General features: G+C 62.4%; 20 protein-coding genes. 7 read left to right on the forward strand and 13 right to left on the reverse strand.

What is annotated here, in order from left to right:
- Window positions 1–8: 8 nt before the first annotated feature.
- From HUV26_RS12750 to gnd, 11 genes are all read right to left on the reverse strand, one after another.
- Window positions 9–806 (reverse strand): substrate-binding periplasmic protein, encoded by a 798-nt coding sequence (locus HUV26_RS12750; RefSeq protein ID WP_174410516.1) that lies wholly within the window; start codon window positions 804–806, stop codon window positions 9–11.
- A gap of 96 nt (window positions 807–902) precedes the next feature.
- On the reverse strand, window positions 903–1,523 hold the full coding sequence (locus tag HUV26_RS12755) for a hypothetical protein (RefSeq protein WP_174410517.1): 621 nt from the start codon (window positions 1,521–1,523) through the stop codon (window positions 903–905).
- A 267-nt stretch (window positions 1,524–1,790) separates the two neighbouring features.
- The gene (gene leuB / locus HUV26_RS12760) at window positions 1,791–2,864 is read right to left on the reverse strand and encodes a 3-isopropylmalate dehydrogenase (RefSeq protein WP_174410518.1); all 1,074 of its coding nucleotides are present in this window, start codon (window positions 2,862–2,864) and stop codon (window positions 1,791–1,793) included.
- Window positions 2,865–3,001: 137 nt separating this feature from the next.
- Complete coding sequence (locus HUV26_RS12765) at window positions 3,002–3,496, reverse strand: 3-isopropylmalate dehydratase small subunit (protein ID WP_174410519.1); 495 nt, start codon at window positions 3,494–3,496, stop codon at window positions 3,002–3,004.
- Window positions 3,497–3,651: 155 nt separating this feature from the next.
- Window positions 3,652–4,908, reverse strand: a complete 1,257-nt coding sequence (leuC, locus tag HUV26_RS12770; protein ID WP_174410520.1) for a 3-isopropylmalate dehydratase large subunit — start codon at window positions 4,906–4,908, stop codon at window positions 3,652–3,654.
- 1 nt (window position 4,909) lies between these two features.
- Complete coding sequence (locus HUV26_RS12775; protein WP_373869063.1) at window positions 4,910–6,433, reverse strand: 2-isopropylmalate synthase; 1,524 nt, start codon at window positions 6,431–6,433, stop codon at window positions 4,910–4,912.
- Between the two features lie 51 nt (window positions 6,434–6,484).
- A complete protein-coding gene (locus HUV26_RS16935; RefSeq protein WP_274602462.1) occupies window positions 6,485–6,610 on the reverse strand; it encodes a hypothetical protein in 126 nt (41 codons plus the stop codon).
- Between the two features lie 127 nt (window positions 6,611–6,737).
- Window positions 6,738–7,490, reverse strand: coding sequence for a CDP-diacylglycerol--serine O-phosphatidyltransferase (gene pssA, locus HUV26_RS12780; RefSeq protein WP_174410521.1), 753 nt, complete (start codon window positions 7,488–7,490; stop codon window positions 6,738–6,740).
- Between the two features lie 51 nt (window positions 7,491–7,541).
- Window positions 7,542–8,198, reverse strand: a complete 657-nt coding sequence (locus tag HUV26_RS12785) for a phosphatidylserine decarboxylase family protein (RefSeq protein WP_174410522.1) — start codon at window positions 8,196–8,198, stop codon at window positions 7,542–7,544.
- A gap of 116 nt (window positions 8,199–8,314) precedes the next feature.
- Window positions 8,315–9,907: a glucose-6-phosphate dehydrogenase gene (gene zwf / locus HUV26_RS12790; protein WP_174410523.1), complete on the reverse strand. Its 1,593-nt coding sequence runs from the start codon at window positions 9,905–9,907 to the stop codon at window positions 8,315–8,317.
- Between the two features lie 178 nt (window positions 9,908–10,085).
- The gene (gene gnd / locus HUV26_RS12795; RefSeq protein ID WP_373869064.1) at window positions 10,086–11,042 is read right to left on the reverse strand and encodes a phosphogluconate dehydrogenase (NAD(+)-dependent, decarboxylating); all 957 of its coding nucleotides are present in this window, start codon (window positions 11,040–11,042) and stop codon (window positions 10,086–10,088) included.
- 197 nt (window positions 11,043–11,239) lie between these two features.
- On the opposite strand from gnd, the gene HUV26_RS12800 reads away from it, so the two are divergent.
- The 5 genes from HUV26_RS12800 (at window position 11,240) to HUV26_RS12820 (ending at window position 17,597) form a co-directional block, all read left to right on the forward strand.
- On the forward strand, window positions 11,240–11,977 hold the full coding sequence (locus HUV26_RS12800; RefSeq protein WP_174410525.1) for a metallophosphoesterase family protein: 738 nt from the start codon (window positions 11,240–11,242) through the stop codon (window positions 11,975–11,977).
- 18 nt (window positions 11,978–11,995) lie between these two features.
- Window positions 11,996–13,459: a protein kinase domain-containing protein gene (locus HUV26_RS12805; protein WP_174410526.1), complete on the forward strand. Its 1,464-nt coding sequence runs from the start codon at window positions 11,996–11,998 to the stop codon at window positions 13,457–13,459.
- Window positions 13,460–13,853: 394 nt separating this feature from the next.
- On the forward strand, window positions 13,854–14,531 hold the full coding sequence (locus HUV26_RS12810) for a YkgJ family cysteine cluster protein (protein ID WP_174410527.1): 678 nt from the start codon (window positions 13,854–13,856) through the stop codon (window positions 14,529–14,531).
- A 175-nt stretch (window positions 14,532–14,706) separates the two neighbouring features.
- On the forward strand, window positions 14,707–15,678 hold the full coding sequence (rfaD, locus tag HUV26_RS12815) for an ADP-glyceromanno-heptose 6-epimerase (protein WP_174410638.1): 972 nt from the start codon (window positions 14,707–14,709) through the stop codon (window positions 15,676–15,678).
- A 71-nt stretch (window positions 15,679–15,749) separates the two neighbouring features.
- Window positions 15,750–17,597, forward strand: a complete 1,848-nt coding sequence (locus tag HUV26_RS12820) for a glycosyltransferase (protein WP_174410528.1) — start codon at window positions 15,750–15,752, stop codon at window positions 17,595–17,597.
- A gap of 144 nt (window positions 17,598–17,741) precedes the next feature.
- Here HUV26_RS12820 and HUV26_RS12825 read toward each other — a convergent pair whose 3' ends face one another.
- Together HUV26_RS12825 and mutL are read right to left on the reverse strand one after the other, a co-directional pair.
- Window positions 17,742–19,211: a response regulator gene (locus tag HUV26_RS12825; RefSeq protein ID WP_174410529.1), complete on the reverse strand. Its 1,470-nt coding sequence runs from the start codon at window positions 19,209–19,211 to the stop codon at window positions 17,742–17,744.
- A gap of 316 nt (window positions 19,212–19,527) precedes the next feature.
- Complete coding sequence (gene mutL, locus HUV26_RS12830) at window positions 19,528–21,822, reverse strand: DNA mismatch repair endonuclease MutL (protein WP_174410530.1); 2,295 nt, start codon at window positions 21,820–21,822, stop codon at window positions 19,528–19,530.
- 214 nt (window positions 21,823–22,036) lie between these two features.
- Here mutL and HUV26_RS12835 point away from each other — a divergent pair, with 214 nt between their 5' ends.
- Entirely contained in the window at window positions 22,037–22,696 is a 660-nt protein-coding gene (locus HUV26_RS12835) for an ABC transporter ATP-binding protein (protein WP_174410531.1), read from the forward strand.
- Window positions 22,693–23,475: an ABC transporter permease gene (locus HUV26_RS12840; protein ID WP_174410532.1), complete on the forward strand. Its 783-nt coding sequence runs from the start codon at window positions 22,693–22,695 to the stop codon at window positions 23,473–23,475. The genes HUV26_RS12835 and HUV26_RS12840 overlap by 4 nt, the downstream gene beginning before the upstream one ends.
- Window positions 23,476–23,564: the final 89 nt, after the last annotated feature.

The raw sequence follows: 23,564 nt of genomic DNA on the forward strand, positions 1-23,564 counted from the left end.
CTCAATCTTCAATCCAATTGACGGACCGCCGTGCCGGTGGAGCGCACCACGTCATGCTTGTCCAGCACGGCATCATACACACCTTTTGAACGTACCGCGTTCATCCCCTCGTTGAAGATATTCCGCAGCTGCCTGCCCCTGCTGGTGGGCGCAAAGGCCATATGCAAACTTTTGGTGTGCAGCGGCGGGTCCATGAAGACGACCTCGTGGCGTTCTTCGGCAGGCAGGCTGTCCAGCATCCGTTCCAGCGTTTCCCGCGTGTCCAGCATCATGTCAATGCGTCCGGCCACCAGCTTGCGGTAGTTTTGGATTTCGTGCGGAACCTCTTCCACCAGAAAGATGCCCAGATCGGCCAGATTCTTCTTGTAGGAGGTATGCTGCACCGTGCCTATGCGCCAGCCTTGCAGGTTCTGCGGTGTGGTGTAGGGAATCTCCACTTCCTTCAGGCGCATGAACACGGAATCCACATCCAGAACGGATTCACTCAGGTGATAGCGCTTCAGGTTGTTCCCCGACATATACACAGGCAGCAGCGCGTCCGTCTCTCCCTGCTGCATCATGGAAACGGCCCGTGCCCACGGCACGATGGTGAACTGTGCCTCCAGCCCCTGTAGCTGCAGGGCAATCTTGGCTATTTCTGCCAAGGCTCCGGAGTCCGGCAGGGTCGCCGTGGTGTAGGGAACCCATTCGCACATGACAATGCGCACGGCTGCATTGCGGTTTTTTTGCGCTGCAGCGGGAGCCACGACAGACAGAACCAGAATAATGGCAAGCAGCAGTGCGGAACATATTCGTGTAACGGTCATCGTCTCTCCCCTTCCGATGCCGGAAAATGCGGTGCGCCGTGCGAAAAGCCGGAGCCGGAATCTCCTCCGGGCTTCGCGCACAACCTCGTGCTGGCGTTACTGCGTGATGATGCGGTACTGCAGCAACTCATCCTGCGTGAGAATGTGGTATTCTCCCTTGGGTGCTGCCTGTAGTGAGAACCAGTAGAAGTCGTCCGGAATGCCGTGGTCGCGGTACCACGCCAGATAGCCGAAATGCAGGCTGTGGTGGCGGGGCAGGTCGGCGCCGTATGTCTGGCCGTCATACCATGAACTCACGGCTATGCGCGCGCCCGAGGCCGCAGTGCGCTTCCATCCGCCGATGAAGAAGTCCAGACCTTCCGGCGAAATGTAACCGTCTGCCGGAACGTGTGTGGCGAGGCGGTAATCTTTGAGCATGCGTGCGGCTTCCCGGTTTTCCCGGTATCCGGTGGAGCCGGGCACATGCTGCATGACAATGGTTTTGACGGATTCGTTTTCGCTCATCATGTCCAGAAGAACCGTGGAGGTGTTTCTGTCAATGACGCCGCGCATCAGGGCTATGCTGCCCTGGGGGGTGAACGAGGCGGAGTCCGTGTCAGGGTTGCCGGTCCCCATGCCCATGCATCCGGAAAGGGCCGTTGCCCACAGCAGGCAGCAGACGGTCAGCAATAGGGAAACCCGCCCGGTGCGGGGAGTCGTGGTGGTGGTATGATGCACCGTTTCCTCCGAATGTACGCGATGGGGCGTATGATAGCGCAGCGCGGGGCAAAATCCAAGAAAATCCGGCATGCCCGGCCTGAATATACGTTAGGACATACGCCAGGGCATACGTCTGGCCATACCCGTGGCTGTGCCACTTGGCCCATTCGCGCCGGTTGCGAACAGCCCCGGAGCACCGGAACACATCCGGCACTCCGGGGCACATTAGATGCACCGTATGCGCAGCCTGCGCAAACAGGCTTAAAGGGCGCGCTCCGTGTCCGGCTAAATGCGCTCCGCCACCAGATTGCCCATGGTGTTGCAGCCCACAAGGCTTTTGCCTTCTTCCATGATGTCGCCTGTGCGGTAGCCTTCCTGCAGCACGCGCTGCACGGCGTTTTCAATGGCTTGTGCCTCGTCGTTCAGGCTGAAGGCATAGCGCAGCATCATGGCCACGGAAAGGATGGTGGCCAGCGGGTTGGCCTTGTTCTGGCCTGCGATATCCGGCGCGGAACCATGGATGGGCTCGTACAGGCCGGGACCGCCCGCGCCCAGAGAGGCCGAGGGCAGCATGCCTATGGAACCGGTGATGACTGCCGCCTCGTCGGAAAGGATGTCGCCGAACAGGTTGCCCGTGACAATAACATCAAACTGGTTGGGGTTGCGTACCAGCTGCATGGCGGCGTTATCAACATACATGTGGGTGAGTTCCACTTCGGGATACTCCTTGGCAACCTCTTCCACCACCTCGCGCCACAGGCGGGAAACTTCCAGCACGTTGGCCTTGTCCACCGAGCAGAGACGCTTTTCGCGCTTCATGGCGGCGTCAAAGGCAAGGCGGGCGATGCGGCGCACTTCTTCTTCATCATACACCATGGTGTTAAAGGCGGTCATCTTGCCGTCGCGCATTTCGCGGCCCACGGGCTGCCCGAAATAGATGCAGCCTGTGAGTTCGCGCACCACCATAACGTCAATGCCGTCCTTCACAATGTCCGGGCGCAGAAAGCAGGCCTGTGCCAGTTCGGGGAACAGCTTGGCCGGACGCAGGTTGGCAAACAGCCCCAGCGCCTTGCGGATGCCCAAAAGGCCCTTCTCGGGCCGTCTGTCTCCGGGCAGGGTATCCCATTTGGGACCGCCCACCGCGCCCAGCAGCACGGCATCGGCTGCCTTGCACGCGGCCACGGTTTCGTCCGGCAGCGGGTTTCCCGTGGCGTCTATGGCCACGCCGCCGATGAGCGCGTTGCTGTATTCCACGGTGTGACCGAATTTTGCGGCCACCTTGTCCAGCACAGCCACCGCCTGTTCCACAATTTCAGGGCCTATGCCGTCACCCGGCATCAGGCATATCTTCATATTCATGACCGACTCCAACGAAGAAGAGTGAGTTTTGTACTTATGAGTTTGTGTAATGCCTCCGGCGGACAGGGCAGAGCCCTGAACGCGAAGTGCGGAGTTGTCCGGCAGAGGCGTTCTTCCACAATAACCCTTCCGCTACGTTACGCGTTCAGCTTTTCCCTGACGTAGGGGATGAGTCCGCCCTTGTCGAGAAACTCGCGCATAAACGCGGGCAGCGGCGGATAGGTTATCTCCGTGCCCGTGGTCCTGTTGGTGATGACACCCTTTTCAATGTCCACGCTTATGGTGTCGTGGTCGTTGATCTTGTGTATGTCATCGCCGATTTCTATGAGCAGAAGCCCCATGTTGAAGCTGTTGCGGTAGAAGATACGGGCGAAGGAGTGGGCGATAACCACCGGAATGCCCGCGCCGAGAATGGAAATGGGCGCGTGCTCGCGGGAAGAGCCGCAGCCGAAGTTCTCTCCGCCGACCATTATGTCGCCTTCCTTGACGCGCTTAACCCATCCGGCCTCAAGGCCTTCCATGCAGTTGGCCCCCAGTTCCTTGGTGTCTGTGGTGACAAGGAAGCGGGCGGGGATGATGGCGTCGGTATCGATATGGTCACCCACCTTGTGGGCAGTACCCTGATAGCTCATGTGTAAACTCCTTGTATCGGCCCTGTCCCGGTTACGCCGGGGCCGGGCCGCAACGATTGGTATGTCGCCGCTCGGGGCGCCGGGGCCGTTGTCCCTGCCGGGTCCGGGCAGTGCCCGGCGGCGGGAGGCACGGCCTGCCGAAGCGCCGCAGACTGTTACAGTGCGCGCGGGTCGGCAATTTCGCCCGCCACTGCGGAGGCGGCTGCCACGCAGGGGCTGGAGAGGTACACTTCCGACTCAAGGCTGCCCATGCGGCCCCTGAAGTTGCGGTTGGTGGTGGCTATGGCCACTTCGCCGTCCGCGAGAATGCCCATATGCCCGCCCAGACAGGGACCGCAGGTGGCGGGTCCCACTATGCAGCCCGCTTCCATAAAGATTTCAATAAGGCCTTCGCGCAGAGCCTGCTTCCAGATATTGGGGGTGGCGGGCAGAATGATGGTGCGCACGTGCTTGGCCACCTTGCGGCCCTTGAGAATGGCGGCTGCCTCGCGCAGGTCGCTTATGCGGCCGTTTGTGCAGGAGCCTACAACCACCTGATCAACGCGCACGTTCTTCACCTCTTCCACGGGGCGCACGTTGTCCGGCAGGTGGGGGCAGGCAATCTGCGGCGACATGCCGGAAACATCAAAGGCCACGGTGCGCTCGTACACCGCGCCGGGGCCAGCGGTCAGGAGCTGGTCCGTGCGGCCGCGCGCGGCGGTGTAGGCAAGGGTCTTTGCGTCGGCGGGAAAGAGGCCGCACTTGCCGCCCGCCTCAATGGCCATGTTGGCAATGCACATGCGCCCTTCCACGTCCAGCGCGTCCACCACGGGTCCGGAAAATTCCAGCGCCTTGTACAGGGCACCGGCCACGCCTATTTCGCCGATAAGCCTGAGCACAAGGTCTTTCGCACCCACATGTGCGGGCATGGTGCCGCTGTACTCCACGCGGATGGTGGGCGGAACCTTGAACCACGTGCTGCCCAGCGCCATGGCTCCGGCCACGTCCGTGGAACCGAGGCCGGTGGCAAACGCCCCAAGGCCGCCGTAGGTGCAGGTGTGGGAGTCTGCGCCCACCACAATGTCGCCGGGTCCCACAAGGCCCAGCTCCGGCAGCAGGGCGTGTTCCACGCCGCAGTCGCCGCCTTCGTAGTAGTGGGTTATTTCCTGCTCGGCCGCAAATTCGCGGACACCCTTGACCTGAATGGCAGACTCTATGTCCTTTTGCGGGGTGAAATGGTCCATGACAAGCGCCACGCGGTCTTTGTCAAATACCTTCTGTGCGCCCATGGCGCGGAAGGACTTGATGGCCAGCGGTGCGGTAATGTCGTTGGCAAGGGCCAGCGAGACGTTGCACTGGACAATCTGTCCCGCCTCGGTGATCTCCTGTGCCGTGTGCTTCTGCAGAATCTTCTGCACGAGGGTATGAGCCATCCTATTTGTCCTCCTTTTCCTTCTTCGCCAGCCTGTTCAGCGCGTTCAGATACGCGCGCGCGCTGGCGACGATAATATCCGGTGCGGAACCGCGTCCCACGGACTCGATGCCGTTTTCTTCCAGCCGCACGGTCACCTCACCCTGCGCATCGCTGCCGCCGGTAATGGCGTTCACCGTGTAACGCTTAAGCTGCGGGCTGCGGCCCACAATCTGCGCAATGGAGTTGAATACCGCGTCTATGGGGCCCACGCCAAAGGTGGTGTGCCGCATCTCTTCATCATTCACGTCCATAACCACGGCGGCAGAGGGCGGAACGCCCACGTCGCTGGCCTGCACGGAGAGGTGCTTCAGGCGGTATTTGTCCGGTATGCGGAAGACCTCTTCATGGATGAGGGCTTCGATGTCTTCGTCGTATACTTTTTCTTTTTTGTCCGCGAGACGTTTGATGGCCTCGAAAACAATCTGAATCTGCTCATCGTCCAGCCTGTAGCCAAGCTCTTCCACCTTGCCCTTTATGGCGTTGCGGCCGGAATGCTTGCCGAGCACTATTTCCGTCTTCAGGCGTCCCACGGATTCAGGGGTCATTATCTCGTAGGTTTCGCGGTTCTTGAGCATGCCGTCCTGATGAATGCCCGATTCATGGGCAAAGGCGTTGGGGCCTACTATGGCCTTGTAGGGCGGTATGGCCTGCCCGATGATCATGGAGAGCAGGCGGCAGGTGGGAAAAAGCTGTTCGGTCTGGATGCGGTTTTCCAGCCCGTAGTAGCCGGAGCGGGTGCGCAGGGCCATGACCACCTCTTCCAGCGAGGCGTTGCCCGCGCGTTCACCTATGCCGCTTATGGTCACCTCTGCCTGCCGCGCACCGGCCTTGAGCGCAGAGAGCGTGTTGGCCACGGCGAGTCCCAGGTCGTTATGGCAGTGCACGCTGAACACGGCCTTATGGCTGTTCGCGGCCTTTTCCATGACATAGGCCACCATTTCGCCGAACTCCTGCGGCTGTGCGTAGCCCACGGTATCGGGAATGTTAATGGTCGTGGCTCCGGCGTCTATGGCGGTTTCCACCACACGGGCAAGGAAGTCCCAGTCGGAGCGCGAGGCGTCTTCCGCCGAAAACTCCACGTTGGAGGTGTAGCGGGCGGCGTACTTCACGGCCTCGCGGGCCATTTCCAGCACCTGTGCCGGTTCCTTGCGCAGCTTGTACTGCATGTGCACGGGGCTGGTAGCGATAAAGGTGTGTATGCGGGGGTTGGCACCGCCCTTTATGGCTTCCCAGCAACGGTCTATATCCGGCTCTATGGCGCGGCACAGGCCCGCCACCTGCACGTCTCTGATGGTGTTCGCAATGGCCTGCACGGCTTCGAAGTCGCCCTGGCTGGCGGCGGGAAACCCGGCTTCCATGATGTCTACGCCCAGCGTTTCCAGCTGGCGGGCGAGGCGGATCTTCTCCTGCATGTTCATGGTTGCACCGGGGGACTGTTCGCCGTCACGCAGGGTGGTATCGAATATGAAAACCTTGTCGGACATGGTGATTGCTCCTTTTCTCGCGGCATGCCGCGTCTGTTGTTTGTTCAGGCATTATCTCTGCTGCGCAGGCTGCCCGGTGTACCGGGCTGCCTTGCGTAGTCGGAGGTTGGCAAACTGCCTGACAAACGACAGGTGGTTCAGGTGCCTGCGCTGCATGTGTACGACTGCGTGTGCCATCAGGTGCTCCTATGGCCTTGTGCGGAACGGTCCGCGTTGCTTGCTGCCTGCCCGCCTTACACTGCAAGGGGGCGAAGTATACACGAAATGAAAAGGGGGAAAAGAGGAGTGTGACTACTCACACGACCTAGGAAGATAGGTCGTTTAGTAGCTTGGGAGAACGCCGGGATAGGTAGGCGAAGGTGTATACGGGGCCGGAAATGATGTATCCGGCAAACACCAGAAATCCCAGCAGCTTCGGCTCGGAAGCCACGAGCACGAAGATGAGGATGGCAGAAACCATCGAAGAGAACGGATGGGCCTTGAGAAACCCGTATTCCTTGAAGGATGCGTAGCGCACCCGGCTGACCATGAGGAAGGAAGTAATCAGGGTGGCGCCAAGGGCAAAGGCACCGAAATGGTCCTGCAGATACTCCGGCAGATACGGGGCAAAGAAGACCATGGTGGCAAGGGTGCAGCCGCCCGCAGGTGTGGGCAGGCCTATGAAGAACTTTTTGGGCGTAACGGCGGTGGATATGTTGAACCGTGCCAGACGCAGCGCGCCGCATGCGGCAAAGAGAAACGCCACGGCTATGCCCAAGCGGCCAAAGTCCTGCAGGTGCCACATGTAGATCATGAAGGCAGGAACAACGCAAAAGGCCACAAGGTCTACCAGCGAGTCGTACTGTACGCCGAATTCGCTGGCAGTGTTGGTCAGGCGGGCCACCTTGCCGTCCAGCCCGTCCATGAGGGCAGAAAAGAGCACGGCCATGGCGCAACCTTCAAAATTCCCCTGCGCAGCCCAGATCAGCCCCAGAAAACCTGAAAACAGGCTTGCCGTGGTGAAGAGGTTGGGGAGAATGTACACACCCCTGCGGGGGGTGGCGCGTTGCGTGCTCATGCGTCTGCCGTGTGTCTTTTTTTCAATGAATCCGGCTCGTGCCGTGTGGTATTACGGGTTGCCGCCGTCCCGCTTGCGGGCAAGAACGGTCTGGCCTGCGAACACCTGTTCGCCAACACTTACAGAGGGAACATAGTCGTCCGGAAGGTAAAGGTCAACCCGCGAGCCGAATTTGATCATGCCGAACCGCTCGCCGCGGGCAAGGCTGTCGCCTTCATCCACGCGGCAGACAATGCGCCGGGCAATAAGCCCTGCAATCTGCACCATGGTCCAGTGGCGTCCCTCGGTGTCCTGCATATTGTAGGCGCAGCGTTCGTTGTCGGTGCTGGCCTTGTCCCATGCGGCGTTCAGGTACTTGCCGGGATGGTACGAAATGGCAGCCACCGTACCCGCCACAGGGGCGCGGTTCACATGCACGCTGAACACGTTCATGAATACGCAGATGCACTGGCGCGGTTCGCCGGTAAAGGGGTCCGGCATGTGCTGCACCTTGATTATCTTGCCGTCGGCAGGGCTTACGGCAAGGTCGGGCGCGGTGGGCACCACGCGTTCCGGGTCGCGGAAAAAGTGCAGGCAGAAGGCGAACAGCAGCAGAAACACCGTGGTCATGAACCAGCAGTCCATAAGGCCGAAGGCAATGGTGCCAAGGCCGGTGAGTGCCAGTGAGGGAACGCATTCGGGAGTGAGGCCGATGGAAGCTTTGCGCATGGTATGCTTGGGCCGGGAACAGGTCGCCGGACTTTGCTTTCAGGTTCGGAAAATGGTGTGTAGCGTGTCGGATAGCCCAAAACGGGGCGGTTTGCAAATATTTCCGGTGCGCGGCCTCAGGGCTGCTCGTGCGTGCCGCCCATCTCCGGCGGTCTGCGCCAGCGCGCGCCGATGGACCGCATAAGCGCATCCGCCGCCTGCGGGCCCCAGCTTCCGGCAGGGTAGGTGTGCAGGGGGCAGCGTTGCGGGTGTGCTGCCCATTCGCTGAGTACGGGATCAATGAGCGACCATGCGGCCTCCACTTCCTCCCGCGACCAGAACAGGGTGCGGTCGCCCTGCATACAGTCCAGCAGCAGCCGTTCGTAGGCGTCCGGCGGGGTCACGCCGAAGATATCCTTGTACTTGAAGGAGAGCGCCATGGTGGACATGCACGACTTGGGACCGGGCTGCTTGGCCTGAATGGTCAGGTCTATGCCCTCGTCCGGCTGAATTTTCAGCACCAGCACGTTGGCGGGCATCTGCGCCTTGGAAGAAAGGCCGAACAGCACATGCGGCACCCGCCGGAAGGTGACGGCAATTTCCGTAACCTTGCGGTGCAGCGCCTTGCCGGAACGTAGCATAAAGGGCACACCCTGCCATCGCCAGTTATCGATAAGTACCTTTGCGGCAACGTAGGTTTCCGTCACGGAATCCGGGGCCACATCCGGCTCGTTGCGGTAGGCGGGCAGGGAGGAAGCCCCGCCGGGAGCCGCTTCGTACTGCGCACGTACCACCCAGTTGCACAGTTCGCCGCCCGTATCTCCGCATGGCCATGGGCGCAGCGAGCGCATGAGCTTGACCCGCTCGTCGCGCACGCTTTCGGCCTGAAACGAGGCCGGAGGCTCCATGGCGGTTATGGCGAGCATCTGGAGCATGTGGTTCTGAAACATGTCGCGCAGGCAGCCTGCGTTGTCGTAGTAGCCGCCCCTGTGCTCCACGCCCAGCGATTCCGCCGTGGTTATCTGCACGTGGTCAATGTAGCGTCGGTTCCATAGCGGTTCAAAGATGGCGTTGGCAAAGCGGAACATGAGCACAGACTGCACGGTCTCCTTGCCAAGGTAGTGGTCCATGCGGAAAATCTGCGAGGGGGCCAGCGTTCTGCCGAGCAGGCTGTCCAGATGCAGGGCGGAGGCAAGGTCGTGCCCGAAGGGTTTTTCAAACACCACCCGCGCCCACGGTCTGCCTTGCGGGCCTTCATCCGTGAGGTCGGCTTCCGCCAGCCGCCGGGTGACAACGGGGTGCAGGTCGGGCGGCAGGGCAAGGTAGAAGAGGCGGTTGCCTGTGGCGTCAAAGTCACGGTCGCAGGTGGAGCAGCGCATGGAAAGGCGTTCGTAGGCGCGGGGATCGTTGTAGTCGCCGGAAACATACCGGCACATGGCGAGAAAGGCGTCCAGCTTCTCCTGCGCCACGGCGGCGGGATGCTCCGCGTGGGCAGCGGTTATGGCCTCGCGCATGCGTCCGCGGAACTGCTCGTCCGTCATGTCTGAGCGGGCAAAGCCCAGAATGTAAAAGCGGGAAGGCAGCAGATTGCGCAGATGCAGCCCGTACAGGGCAGGAATGAGCTTGCGCTGCACAAGGTCGCCCGATGCGCCGAAGACGACAATGCCGCAGTCCTCTGCCGAGGCTTCCGCGCAGACGTTGGGTTGTTGCAGGGTAAAACGCGTTTCCACGGGGGTGTCTCCTGTCTTTTCACGTGTTCACGACCCGTTGCCCCGGCGCGTGTAGTGCCGGTGCAGATTGCGGGGGGCACACACGCCGGATGGCCTATTCCGGTGCCATGCAGCCGGAGGCGGCGCAGGGCGCATACGCCAGCCGCGTCGGGCTGTGGCAGCCGTTATGGGGCGGCGGTCAGCTCCGTTTTACGGCATGCCCGCCAAACTCGTTCCGCAGGGCCGCCAGCACCCTGTTGGAAAAGGCGTTGTCCTGCCGGGAGGCAAAGCGGCGGTATAGCGCCTGCGCCAGCACGGGGGCGGCAACACCGTGGTGCACGGTTTCCAGCACGGTCCAGCGTCCCGCGCCGGAATCTTCCACGTAGCCCTGAATGGAATCCAGTTGCGGGTCTTTTTGCAGCGCGGCCTCCAGCAGTTCCAGCAGCCACGACCGCACCACGCTCCCCCTGTTCCACAGGGCAGCCACGGCGTGCAGGTCCAGACCGGGGAAGGGGCCTTCGCGCAGCAGCTGGAACCCTTCGCCGTAGGATTCCATCAGCGCGTATTCAATGCCGTTGTGGACCATCTTGACAAAATGCCCGGCCCCCACAGGTCCCACGTGCCGCCAGCCATCGGCGGGGGCAAGGGTATCCAGCGCGGGGGCGGCAAGGGCAACGTGGGCCGCATCGCCGCCCACCATGGTGCAGTAGCCTTCCTCCAGTCCCCAAATGCCGCCGGAAACGCCCGCGTCCACGTATCCTATGCCGCGTTCCGCCAGCATGGCCGCCTGCGGGGCATCGTCACGCCAGTAGGAGTTTGCCCCTTCTATCACCATGTCGCCGGGAGAGAGCAGACCCGCCAGTGTTTCCAGTGTCTGGCGGGTCACATCGCCCGCCGGGAGCATGCACCACACAATGCGCGGCTGCGGGAGCATCCGCACCATCGCTTCCGGTGAATCCGCTCCCTGCGCGCCTTCCTGTACCATCTGCCGCACCTTGTCGGCAGAGCGGTTCCACACAGTTACCGTGTGGCCGCCGCGCAACAGGCGGCGGGCCATGTTCATACCCATTCTGCCCAGACCCATCATAGCTATGTGCATGGAAGCTTCCTTTTCCTCGTTATGGTTGCGGCGCGGTTCAGCATGCGCGCGCCATATCACTTCATGATTCTGTCCACATTCTATCAACAGAGTGCCATGCGAATGACGGCCATATTCCTTTGCTGCACAGCGGGCGCAGAGCAGGGGAAAGGCTTATCCCACCGTAGCCCAAGGAGTGCGTCATGGCAACGGAAAGCGCCGTTTGCCGCGCTTACGCGATTTGCCTTCCCCCGTTTTCCTGCTAGGGTGCGGCCATGCGAATAGCCGTGCTTTCAGACATACACGCCAACCTTGAGGCGTTTGCCAGCGTGCTCGCGGATATGGATTCCCTTGCGTCACCGCCGGAAGAGATCATCTCTCTGGGCGACGTTGTAGGGTACGGGCCGGACCCGGAAGCCTGCATAAGGCTGCTGCGTGAGCGGGGTATTCTTTCCGTGGCGGGCAACCATGAGCTGGGGGTGGCGCGGTCGGACTGCCGCAGGTGGTTCAATTCGCAGTCGCGCGAGGCGCTGAACCGCACCTGCAAGCTGGTGGGCGATGAGACGGTGGACTTCATTAAGACCCTGCCCATGACGCTGCAGCGGCATAACGCCCTGTTCGTCCACGGGCTGCCGCCCGATTCCGCCCTGAAGTATCTGTATGAAGTAGACGAAGGGCAGTTTGGTGACCTGTTCGGTTCGTTTGCGGAGCCGGTGGCGTTTATCGGGCACACTCACGAACTGGAGCTTGTGGCGTGGGACGGAACCGCCGTGCGCCGCGAGCCGCTGCGGGAAGGGGTGCGGACGCTGGATACGGCCATGCGGTATCTGGTGAATATAGGCGCGGTGGGGCAGCCCCGCGATGGCGACCCCCGCGCCAAGTACGTGCTGTGGGACACGCACACGCGCGGGCTGGCAGTGCGGTTTGTGGAATACGATGTGGAAACCACGATCAGCAAGTTCGCGGCGGCGGGCATGCCGCAGCGGTATGCGGACAGGCTGCGCGGAAGATAGCGCTATGGCGGAGAACATATGAAGATAGGCCGCTACGAGGTGCGCGGGCTGCTCGGCAGGGGCGGCATGGGCGCGGTATACAAGGTGGCGCAGCCGCTGACGGGGCGCATTGCGGCGCTTAAACTGCTGCGTCCGGCAGATGTGCTGGAAGACCTGATGGGCATGGACGCGCTTGCGGCAGCCTTTGAAAAAGAGGCGCGCATGATGGCTGCGCTGGACCACCCGAACATTGCCTCAGTCTGGGACTGCGACACAGCGGTGGTGGGCGGCGAGCGGCGTCCGTTCTTTGTCATGGAATATTACTGCCTCAATCTGGGTATGCTGCTGGGAGAAAGCTACAGGGTGGAGGCACCCACCCGGCGGCTGCCGCTGGACCGCGCCGTGGGCTATGCCCTGCAAACGCTGGACGCCCTTGCGCGCATGCACCACGCAGGCATCGTGCACCGTGACGTAAAGCCCTTCAATATCATGGTCACGGGACGTGACGAGGTAAAACTCATCGATTTCGGCCTTTCCCGGCTGCGCGGCGAAACCGCGCCCGTGCAGGAGCGGCCGCGCGGGGTAAAGGTGGGGTCGCCCTACTATGCGCCCCCGGAGCAGGAGCGCGACCCGGACGGCGTGGACGGCAGGGCGGACCTGTTTCCCGTGGGCATCATGCTGTACCGCATGCTCACCGGCGTTCTGCCCAATGACGACACCCTGCTGGCGCGTGAGGCGGCGCGCAGCGGCAACGGCGGGCAGCGTATTCCCCCCGCCAGCCGGTACAGCGATGATCTGGACGGGGCATGGGACGAATTTTTCCATACCGCCACGGCGGAACACGCGCAGGACAGGTTTGCCGATGCCCACACCATGGCGGCGGAACTGCGCAGGCTGCGCGACCGCTGGCGGGGCAGGGTGCGTAGCGTGTGCAACCTGCTGGATGACGAAACCGGGCCTGTCCGTGCGCCGGAAGATGCCGGGGGAGCCCCCCGTGTGGTCCGCCGGGAACCCTGCAAGGTGGGGGTGCATGAGGCGCGCAGCCGGTTCGGGCTGGACGCGCTGTGGCGGCCCGTTTTTCCGGGCGGTGCCGCATCGCTTCCCCTGCTGGAAGACAACGGAGACGGCACCGTGCGTGATGAAGCCTCCGGCTGCATGTGGGTGCGCGGGAGCAGCGAGTATCCCCTGACATGGCAGGAAGCCCATGAGTATGTTGCCCTGCTGAATGAGACCGGCTTTGCCGGATACGCGGACTGGCGGCTGCCCACCGTGGAGGAACTGACCACCGTGCTGCGCGAGCCGCCCATGCTGGGCGATTACTGCGCGGCACCTGTTTTTGGCGATACGGGAACGCACGGGGCGCATGACGTGCTCTGGACGTGTGACAGGAAGTCGTATATGGCGGCATGGTTTGTGAGCGCGTCCATGGGGTTTGTGGGCTGGCAGGACTTTACCTGCCGTTTCGGCGTGCGCGCCGTGCGCAGCGTGCAACGCAGGGCCTGAGACGTTCCCGGCAAGGCGGTCAGCCGCGTTGCTGCGTGCTGTTCAGGGGCTTTCGCATGTCCGGTTGCGCGTCTTTTTGAACATGTCTAAACAGGCCAAAACAGGCCTAAGCAGGCCTAAACATGTGCGAACAGACCCGAACATGCACGAACAGACCCGAACATGCACGAACAGGCCCGAACATGCACGAACAGGCACGGACAGGCCCGAATGCGTTTGAACACGTCCTGCGCCTGCACCGCATCAATAACAGCCCGCAGGAAGTGACTTTTTAACAGGTAAATACTGCCAGACAATGCCAGATACGGTCAGATACGGTCATATACAGTCAGGCGCAGACAAGTTTGCCAGATTTACCAGATAGTACCAGATATCGTCAGACAAGGAGACCGCAATGGGTCAGACCATACAGAGAGAATGTACGCGCTGCGCCACCTGCTGCGCCAAGGGCGGCCCCGCCCTGCACAGACAGGACATGGCACTGCTGGAAAAGGGTGCCTTCGGCTACAAGGATCTCATCACCTTCCGGCGCGGCGAACTGATGCGCGACCAGATTTCCGGCGGGCTGGTGCCGCTGGAAGAGGAGATTGTGAAGCTGCGCGGGCGCGATGCCGCCTCGTGGACCTGCTGTTTCCTGAACGTGGTGGACAGGCTGTGCTTCATCTATGCCGACCGCCCGTCGGAATGCCGCGCGCTGGACTGCTGGAACCCGGAAACCATTGAAGCCATGTACAACAAGGACCGCGTGACCCGTGAGGATATTCTGGGCGCGGACTCCGGTGCGGCGGAACTGGTGCGCGTGCATGAGGAAAAGTGCGGATACCCCATGCTGGAACGGCTTGCCGCCGCCTTTGATCAGGACCCTGCCGCGCGTGAAGCCTTTGCGGAAGCCGTGCGCTTTGACATGGCGTTCCGCGCTGTGGTGCGCGAAAAGGCGGACATTCCCGCCAACGAGATGGATTTTTATTTCGGCCGTCCCCTTTCGGAAACGGCTCACATCTTCGGGCTGCGCGTGGTGGTCACAGAGCACGGCCCGCAGGTGGAGCGCGAATCTGCACCCGCAGCGGCATAGCCGTCTGCATAAAGCACGTTTTTCCAACAGACAGCGTACAAGGTAAGGCGCACGGAATATGGCTGCACATCATCACCATCACGGGCCGCACGGCAATCACGGGCACGGCTGCGGCTGCTGTGCGGAACACGGCGGCACGGCGGCAACGGCGGAAACGGGCGGCAAGGAGAGAGGCATGTATATTGTCACCGGAGGGGCGGGGTTCATCGGCAGCGCCATGGTCTGGAAACTCAATGAGATGGGCATAACAGACATCGTGGTGGTGGATAATCTGGCCAGCACGGAAAAGTGGAAGAATCTGGTCAACCGCACCTATGCGGAATACCTGCACCGGGACGCCTTTCTGGACCTTGTGCTGCACGACGAGGTGCCGTGGGAGGTAGAGGCCGTCATCCATATGGGAGCCTGCTCCTCCACCACGGAACGCGATGCCGACTTCCTCATGGACAACAACCTGCGCTACACCAAGGCCATGTGCGAATTTGCGCTGGGGCAGGGTGCGCGGTTCATCAACGCCAGTTCCGCCGCCACCTACGGGGACGGCTCGCTGGGCTTTGATGATTCCGTGCAGACCATGCTGCGGCTCAAGCCGCTGAACATGTACGGGTACTCCAAGCAGCTTTTCGATCTCTGGGCACACCGCGAAGGCAGGCTGGACCAGATAGCCAGCCTCAAATTCTTCAATGTGTACGGGCCCAACGAGTACCACAAGGGCAACATGATGAGCGTGGTCTGTAAGGCGTTTTCGCAGATAGGGGAAACCGGCGTGATGAAGCTGTTCCGCTCGTACCACCCGGACTATGCCGATGGCGGGCAGATGCGCGACTTCGTGTACGTGAAAGACTGCGTGGACGCGATGTGGTGGCTGCTCAGAAATCCCGATGCCAACGGCCTGTTCAACGTGGGCACCGGCACTGCGCGGGAATGGAACCACCTTGCCCGTGCCGTGTTTGCCGCCATGGAGCGCGAACCTGTCATAGAGTACATGGATATGCCGGAAGAACTGCGCGGCAAGTATCAGTATTTCACGCAGGCTCCCATGCGCCGCCTCGCGGATGCCGGATGCCCCGTCCGCTTCCGCAGCCTTGAAGACGGCGCGCGGGATTATGTGCAGAACTATCTGGCGCAGGTAGACCCGTATCTGTAACGTGCCGCAGGCAGTGACCGGCCCTGCGGCGTTTCCCGTCCCCTTCCTGTAGCCGGCTGCGCGGGTGCCCCATGATTCAGGCGTTCACTCCTTCCGGGCTTGATGTGCTTTTTGATGCCGTTCCCACGCTGGAATACGGCGCGGTGGGGCGTGAGCATGTCTGGCGGCATATCGTCACGGCCTTGCAGGCTGCAGATACCCAGCGCACCGGCACACCGGCATCCGCGCCTTACGGGGCGCACCCGGAGAGCGGCGCGGACCTGTGCCGGCGGTTTGCGCGGGAGATGCTTGTCTGGGCATTGCAGGAAGACCCGCTGGACGCGCGTCTGCTGGGTGTTGCCGCAGCTTCTTCCAGACAGGATATGCTTGCGGGCGGTATCGCAACCACATGCCCGACCGGATTTTCAGATGCAGGCCCGGGTGCAGGCCTGGGCGTGCGTTCAGGCAGCCGGCGGGACGGGCAAGACCGTCTGCCCTTTGATTGCTGGCACGCGCTGGCGCAGCCGCCCGAAGCGCACAGTCCGGAATGCGAGGCCCTTCGCTGCGCCGAAACGGAAGACGAACTGTGGAAGGCCCTGCCGTTCGGTACAGGCAGGCTCCGTCCCGGAGGCGGCGGGCCGCTGTTCTGGCTCCGCGAGGGGCTGGAGCGGGCGCTGGATGCGGGATTCTTCGACCTTGCCCGGCACCTTGTGCAAGCCATGCCGGACGATGTGCCCCAGCGGCATGCCCTCATTGCGCGGCTGCACGCCGGATGCGTTCTGCACGCCCTGTATGCCTGCGGCGATGCGGACATGCAGGCGCATGAGGCCTTTGCCGCTCTGGATCGTGTGACGCATAAAGGGTTCGCCCTGTGGCGGACCATGCGCACGGCAGGGCTGCTTGCCCGTCGCGGCGACTCCGGCGCGGCGGCATCCGCCTGCGCGGGGCTGTGGCGGGCAACGGGGTTCCACCCCAATCTGACCCTGCTCACGTACGAACTTGCCTGCCCCGCCCCCGGTGCCGACCTGCACAATGCCGCCACCGCCACTGCCATTCTGCTGTATTCATGGAACAAGGCCGATCTGTTGCGGCAGACGCTGGAAAGCCTGCGCGCCACGGAAACCGGGGCCTCCCCCGTTTTTGTGCTGGATAACGGCTCCACCGATGCCACGCAGGATGTGATAGCCGCCGCCCGCGCATGGTGGCAGCCGGGCCTGTTCCGGGATATCCGGCTGCCGGTGAACGTGGGGGCACCCGCCGCCCGCAACTGGCTGCTCACCCTGCCCGAGGTGCGCGCCCGGTCATGGGTTGCCTTTCTGGATGACGATATTCTGCTGCCGCAGGGCTGGCTTGCCGGATTGTGGAACACGGCGGCGGCGCATCCCGGCGCGGGCGCGGTGGGCTGCACCATCACCGACCACGGGCCGCCCCACCATGTGCAGGGGGCGGACTTTCATCTGCTGCCGCAGGAACACGGGCGGAAGATGTTCGGGGACATGGCGGAGCGCATTTTCGTCTATTCCTACCCCATGGGACAGAGCGACACGTCCATGCTCCGGTACACCCGGCCCTGCCTGCATGTTTCCGGCTGCTGCCACCTGCTGAACATGCGCGCGCTGGATGCCTGCGGCGGATTCGACATCCGCTTTTCTCCCAGCCAGTTCGACGATCTGGAGCGCGACATCCGCTCCTGCCTCGGGGGCTTCGCGTCCGTGTACAACGGGGCGGTCCGCATCCGCCATGTGCAGCACTCCAGCCTGCGTCAGGCGCGCACCACGGCCCAGAGCGGGCATATTCACGGCAACAAGATCAAGCTGGAAGGGCTGTTCCGCGACCGGGACGTGGCAGGGCTGCGTGCCGCCATGCAGGGGGCCGTGCGGGACGACCTGAAGCGGAAAACGGCAGAGCTGCACGCCCTGTTCGGCCCGCGCACGGTCTGATCGGCGAGGCGTGTCCTGCTTACAGCGTGCGACCGACCAGACAGCGTATAACCTATCGGACAGCGTACGCCCCGGCGAAGCGGATAGGGCAGGCCGCAGGGCGCTACCCCATCGTATTCTTCCTCACCATTTGGGCCGTGTACGCTATGCGGGCAGGCTGAGGGTGAGCGTGAGCATCCCCTCTTCCTGACGCACCGAGAGCAGCCCCCCCACATCCTTGGCAAGGCGGTGCGCCACGGCAAGCCCCTGTGAAGGGCCGTCCTGTTCAAAGGGCATGAGCACATGCTCGGGGTGCAGGGCCACGGTGGTGTGCAGCGGGCCGATGACCGATATGTGCTGCTGCCCCGGCGAGAGGCTGCTGCGCAGGATCAGGGTTTCGTCCCGCGCCATCTGCAGGCTTACATTGGTGATAAGGTTCATCCCTATGTGGGCAAGAATGTTGTGGTCCGACTGCACGGGCGGCAGAGAAGGGTCCAGTTCCAGCACCGGGGTTATGCCGTTTTTTGCCAGCCGGGGGCGCATAATGTCCGCGCAGAAGCGGAATATGCCGTTCAGCGAGCATTCCTGCAGGTTCACGGATACCGGGCTGAGATAATCGCGCAGGCGGTTCAGCAGCACTTCCAGCCTCTGGGCTTCGGAAAGAATTATCTCGGCCTCGGGCAGTTCGGGCATTTTTTCCCTGAGCCTGCGGGCAAAGCCGCCCAGTGCAAAGATGGGGTTGCGGAATTCGTGGGCAATCTCATCCGCCATGGCACCCAGCGTGTTCAGTTTTTCCCTCTGCACCAGCAACTTGTCCAGAAAGGCGTGTTCCGTCACATCCGTGAGCACGCCGTCCATGCGTCCGGCAAAGCCGTTTTTGGCATCCGGCGGCACAATGCTTATGGAGGTTGCCTGCAACTGGACGAGATACCCGTTGCGATGCTGAAATTGAAATTCGTGGAAAAACGGTTCCGAGGGGTTGGCAAAGGCGGCGGAAAATGCCGCGCGCGAGGCATCCTGTTCCGGGCAGTGGATGTGGCCCATGAACCAGTCCGGGTGGCCCAGTGCCGTCTCCGGGGCATAGCCCGTCACGGCGGCGCATGTGGCGTTGATGAAATTAAGCTGCAGCCGTCCGTCCATGGAAAAGACCACCACGGGCAGGTTGCGTACCAGAGAGTAGTAGCGGTTTTCCGCAATGCTCACGCGCTCCTTGAGCGATTTAAACTCAAGGCAGTTGCGCACCGTCTTTTCCAGCATGTCCATGTTTACGATGGGCTTGGTGATGTAGTCCCACGCGCCGGATTTAAAGGCGGCTATGGCGTCGTCTATCTCCGCCCTGCCGGAAACGATGATGATGGGAATGTCAGGCGATTCCCCCGCCAGCAGCCGCAGGAGCTTGCCGCCCTCTATGCCGGGTATGCCCAGGTCAAGCAGAACGGCATCCGGCTTTTCGTCACGGAATATCTGCAATCCCGCAAGACCGTTGTCTGTCTGAAGTACGGTGAAGCCCGCGTCTTCCAGCCAGAAGGCTATGGAATCGCGGACAACGGGGTCGTCCTCCACGGTCAGGATGGTGTATCCGTTCCGGGGCGGAGCCTCCGGGGGTATGGAATCTGAAAGCGTATCGGGCAGCATGCATGCCTCGTTCTGCTTTGGGCGGGAACCGGTTGCCGTAACGCGCAGTTCCGGGCTGTTTCCGGAGAAGCCGCGCACGCGGGTATACGGGACTGTCCGCGCCCGCCTTACCGTCACCGCACCTGCGGGAGTTGAGTGGTCAGCATACGGAGCGGGGACGCGGCCCGTCCAGTATAACCTTCTATACCCCTGCGGGTCATGCCGTGGCAACCGGTGCGTTGAAAAAAGCGCGGCATACCGGAGCAGAGCGCCTCTTCCGGAGGGCCGCGCCGGAGCAGAGCGTCTCTTCCGGGAAACCGCGCCGGAACAGAACGGGCTAGCCCTTTCTCTTGAAGAGCTTCTCCAGCGTGGCGGAGTCGAACTGCAGCATGGTGGGCCTGCCGTGGGGGCAGTAGGCGCGGTCCGGCACCTCCAGCCACTGGGCGATAAGGCCCGCCGCCTCATCCGGTGTGAGCCGCTGGTTGGCCTTTATGGCGCTTTTGCAGGCCATGAGCACCCACATGTCGTCCATGGACCGGGACTGCCCCGACAGGGCCTCGCGCAGAAAATCGCGCGCCTCGGCCTGCGTGAGCGAGGCGGGTATGCCCAGCACCGCCACCGCACCGCTGCCCCGCGTTTGCAGGGAGAAGCCCATGTCGCCAAGCTCCGTCCATATTTCCTGCAACCGGGCCGATTCCGAGGCGTGCAGGGGCAGGCTCATGGGAATGGCAAGCAGCTGGGAGTGCCCCTGCGAGGCTTCGCGCCGGATACGCTGATAGAGAATGCGTTCGTGCACGGCGTGCTGGTCCAGCACAAGAAGCCTGTCGCGCCCCTGCCGCACAAGAAGATAGGTATCGCCCACCTGCCCCATATAGGTCAGGTCGCCCACGGTAATGCCGGCGGGGGCGGCGTGCGCCTCCTGTGCCGTGCCGTCCGCAGCATGCACGTCTTCCCCAGCTTCTCCAGTCTCTCCAGAAGCATGGCGTATATGCTCCCCGGCATAGCGGGCGGCAGGCGTTGGGCCGGATGCCACGGCATACCCAGCCGGTTCGCGGGCTTCCATCGCGGCGGGCATGCTGTCCCGCCGCACGCCGGGGGCAGGGGTAAAGGCAATGCGCACCGGGTGGTCTTCCCCCGTGTCGTCCGCATCGCCAGAATGCCGCGTATCCCGTGCACCGGTCAGGTCGCGCCGGGCATCCGTGCCGGAAGCTGCATCGGCATGGCCCTGCCTGCTGGGGGCGGTCCCTTCTTCCGAATTTTCTCCGTAGCCTGTGGGGGAGTATGCATCCGTCGCACCGGCTGCCGGTTGGTGCGCGGTCTGGTTCGCGGGGCTTTGCGCCTGCTGGCGCGGAATAACCGGGGCACTGTCCAGCATCCCCCAGAACCCTTGGGGTCTGGCCGTATTTACCGGATGAGCCGGAATGGCACCATTTTCCGCACTCCTCCCCCCGTTCGGGGCGCTTTGGCCCGCCGCAACTCCGGCAGAGGAGCGGGCAGCGGCAAAGGGGTCTGTGCCGGGGGCCACCATGTCCAGCGATGTCAGGCTCTCCAGTGCCTGTTCCACGGCACGCCGCACCGCCAGATACACGGCATTTTCATCGCGGAAGCGCACCTCACTCTTGGCGGGATGCACGTTGGCGTCCACCCACTCCGGGTCCAGTTCAAGGAACAGGGCCACCTGAGGATATTCCTTGCTGAGCAGCCTGCCCTTGTAGGCATCGCGTACCGCACGCAGCATAAGCCTGTCGTTCACGGCGCGGCCGTTAACCCAGAAGAGCATCCTGTCCGCACGGGGCTGGGCCTTCTGCGGGTGTCCGGCAAGCCCGTGGGCGCGGCAGCCCTGCCGCACCGCGTCAAAGGGCAGCATATCTTCCGTAATGGCGGGCGGCCACAGCACAGAGAGCCGGTCGCGCAGCGACTGATTGGCAGGAAAACGCCATACCTCCCGCCTGCCGATGGAAAAGGTCACTCCCACGTCCGGGCGGGCAAGAGCAAGACGGGCCAGCAGGTCCTGGCAGCGTTTTGCCTCGGTGCTCTGGGTTTTAAGAAATTTGAGACGTGCGGGCACGTTGCCGAAGAGGTTGCGCACCTCCACCAGTGTGCCTCGGTGCAGGGCGGCCGGCCCCTGTTCGCGCACCATGCCGTGCTCCACAACAATGCGGAAGGCTTCTGCCGGACTTGCGGAACTTGCCGGACCTGTCGGACCTGCCGGACCTGTCGGACTGGCCGCGTCACCCGTTTCGGAAGCCGGAGCGGAGGTGATGGAAAAGGTGGAGACAGAAGCAATGGAGGGCAGGGCCTCGCCCCGGAAGCCGAAGCTGCCCACGCGCATCAGTTCATCCAGGCTGTAGACCTTGCTGGTGGCGTGGCGGGTGACGGCAAGCTCCAGTTCCTCAGCGGGAATGCCCGCCCCGTTGTCCCGCACCATAATCAGGGTCTGCCCGCCGTCTTCAATGGCCACGTCTATGTGCGTGGCTCCGGCGTCCAGACTGTTTTCCGCCAGTTCCTTTATGACAGAGGCGGGGCGTTCCACCACTTCGCCTGCGGCTATCTGGTTGCGAAGGTCCGGCGGCAGGGCGCGTATGGCCCGGCGCTGCTGCGTGCTGCTGGTGTATTCGGGCTTGTCTTGCATGGTGTGCGTGCTCATATATCGTGCGTGCCTTGCGGGCCTTGTGCGCAGAACGGGCTGCGGGGTCGGTAGGGACACTGGCGGCAGCACCGGGCTACCCTGTTTTGTATCACGTGGGCGTGCCGGGCGAAAATGTCATGACAGCGGGCCACAGTTCGGAATATACTGGCATTATGGAATACTGTCGCGGGTATGTTTCGCGGCAGGAAAGGAGACTATGGAAACGGGCATGGAGTTTGTCAACGTCTCATATACGTGGCCGGGCGGCAAGGGATTGCACGCGGTCAATCTGGCGGTTGCCCCGGGCGACTTTGTCATGATCGCCGGGCCTTCCGGTTCCGGCAAGTCCACCCTGCTGCGGCTGGCGGCACGGCTGGAGGAACCTGAATCCGGTGTTATCCGGTTTCAAGGAACGCCGCTCGCGGAATACGCGCCGCCCCTGCTGCGGCGGCGCATAGGGTTTGTCCAGCAGACCCCTGTTGTGGCGGAAGGGTCGGTGCGGGATAATCTGCTGCTGCCCTTCGGGTTCGCCGTAAACAGGGGAGAGGCAAAGCCGGATGACGAGGCCCTGCGCGGCTGGCTGGAGAGACTCGCTCTTGCCGGAGTGCGGCTGGAAGATGACGCGCGGGCTCTTTCCGTGGGGCAGCGGCAAAGGCTGTGCATCATCCGCTCGCTGCTGCTGCGGCCTGCGTTGCTCCTGATGGATGAACCCACCAGCGCGCTGGACAGGGAAAGCCGGGGGATTGTGGAACGCATGGCGGAAGAACTGAATGCGGCAGGTATGACCGTGCTCATGGTTTCCCATTCGGAGTATTGCCCCGTTGCCGTACACCGGTGCCTGACAGTACGGGACGGGCGGGTGGAGGAGGCCGCATGAACGGGGCGTATATGCAGATTTCGGTATGGCAGCTTGGAGTGGCGCTGCTGCTGGTCGCCGTGGCGGGCATTGCCTCTGTGGTGTATGAACTGCGTTTGCAAAAAGATATTGCCGTGGGCACGGTGCGCACCTTCGCGCAGTTGTTTGCCATGGGCTATCTGCTTAAGATCATATTCAATCTGAACAGTGCACTGCTGGTTATGGCCGTGTATCTGTGCATGACCTATTTTTCTGTGCGCATTATCAAGGGGCGGGTGAAGGAAAAGAGCGTGGACTACTATGCCCCGACCATGTTATCAGTAATGGTAAGTTACTCCCTTGTGACGTTCCTTGTAACGGGTGTCATCATCGGCGCAGACCCGTGGTGGTCGCCGCAGTACTTTATCCCCATAGGGGGGATGGTGGCGGGCAACTCCATGAACGCGCTGGCCATATGTCTGGAGCGGTTTTTCTCGGAACTGCGCGGACGTAGGGACGAAGTGGAGATGATGCTGTGTCTTGGCGGGGACTTCCGCGAGGCCAGCAGGGAAATGTTCCGCAATGCCCTCAAGGCGGGCATGATCCCGTCGATCAACTCCATGATGGGAGTGGGCATTGTCTCCATTCCGGGCATGATGACAGGCCAGATTCTTGCCGGGGCAGACCCGGCAGACGCCGTGCGGTACCAGATTGTGGTCATGCTCATGATCGTGGCGGCCACGGCACTTTCTTCCCTTTTAGTGCTCCATTTAGTGAGAAGACGTTGTTTCGGCCCTGCCATGAACCTGCTGACGCGCTGAACGGGCGCGTACCGCAGTGCGTGCGGAAGGGTTCATAGGCACTTCCCCGTTAGGGTAACATGTACGCCAGACCGTTCTGGAGGTGTGCC

The sequence above is a fragment of the Desulfovibrio psychrotolerans genome (assembly GCF_013340305.1).
In the GTDB taxonomy this organism is placed as follows: domain Bacteria; phylum Desulfobacterota; class Desulfovibrionia; order Desulfovibrionales; family Desulfovibrionaceae; genus Halodesulfovibrio; species Halodesulfovibrio psychrotolerans.

Coding starts and splice junctions, on each gene's coding strand:
- HUV26_RS12750 (WP_174410516.1), bottom strand. CDS start 806: ATGACCGTTACACGAATATGTTCCGCACTGCTGCTTGCCATTATTCTG.
- leuB (WP_174410518.1), bottom strand. CDS start 2,864: ATGAATATGAAGATATGCCTGATGCCGGGTGACGGCATAGGCCCTGAA.
- HUV26_RS12765 (WP_174410519.1), bottom strand. CDS start 3,496: ATGAGCTATCAGGGTACTGCCCACAAGGTGGGTGACCATATCGATACC.
- leuC (WP_174410520.1), bottom strand. CDS start 4,908: ATGGCTCATACCCTCGTGCAGAAGATTCTGCAGAAGCACACGGCACAG.
- HUV26_RS12775 (WP_373869063.1), bottom strand. CDS start 6,433: ATGTCCGACAAGGTTTTCATATTCGATACCACCCTGCGTGACGGCGAA.
- HUV26_RS16935 (WP_274602462.1), bottom strand. CDS start 6,610: ATGGCACACGCAGTCGTACACATGCAGCGCAGGCACCTGAACCACCTG.
- pssA (WP_174410521.1), bottom strand. CDS start 7,490: ATGAGCACGCAACGCGCCACCCCCCGCAGGGGTGTGTACATTCTCCCC.
- HUV26_RS12785 (WP_174410522.1), bottom strand. CDS start 8,198: ATGCGCAAAGCTTCCATCGGCCTCACTCCCGAATGCGTTCCCTCACTG.
- HUV26_RS12800 (WP_174410525.1), top strand. CDS start 11,240: ATGCGAATAGCCGTGCTTTCAGACATACACGCCAACCTTGAGGCGTTT.
- HUV26_RS12805 (WP_174410526.1), top strand. CDS start 11,996: ATGAAGATAGGCCGCTACGAGGTGCGCGGGCTGCTCGGCAGGGGCGGC.
- HUV26_RS12810 (WP_174410527.1), top strand. CDS start 13,854: ATGGGTCAGACCATACAGAGAGAATGTACGCGCTGCGCCACCTGCTGC.
- rfaD (WP_174410638.1), top strand. CDS start 14,707: ATGTATATTGTCACCGGAGGGGCGGGGTTCATCGGCAGCGCCATGGTC.
- HUV26_RS12820 (WP_174410528.1), top strand. CDS start 15,750: ATGATTCAGGCGTTCACTCCTTCCGGGCTTGATGTGCTTTTTGATGCC.
- HUV26_RS12825 (WP_174410529.1), bottom strand. CDS start 19,211: ATGCTGCCCGATACGCTTTCAGATTCCATACCCCCGGAGGCTCCGCCC.
- mutL (WP_174410530.1), bottom strand. CDS start 21,822: ATGCAAGACAAGCCCGAATACACCAGCAGCACGCAGCAGCGCCGGGCC.
- HUV26_RS12835 (WP_174410531.1), top strand. CDS start 22,037: ATGGAAACGGGCATGGAGTTTGTCAACGTCTCATATACGTGGCCGGGC.
- HUV26_RS12840 (WP_174410532.1), top strand. CDS start 22,693: ATGAACGGGGCGTATATGCAGATTTCGGTATGGCAGCTTGGAGTGGCG.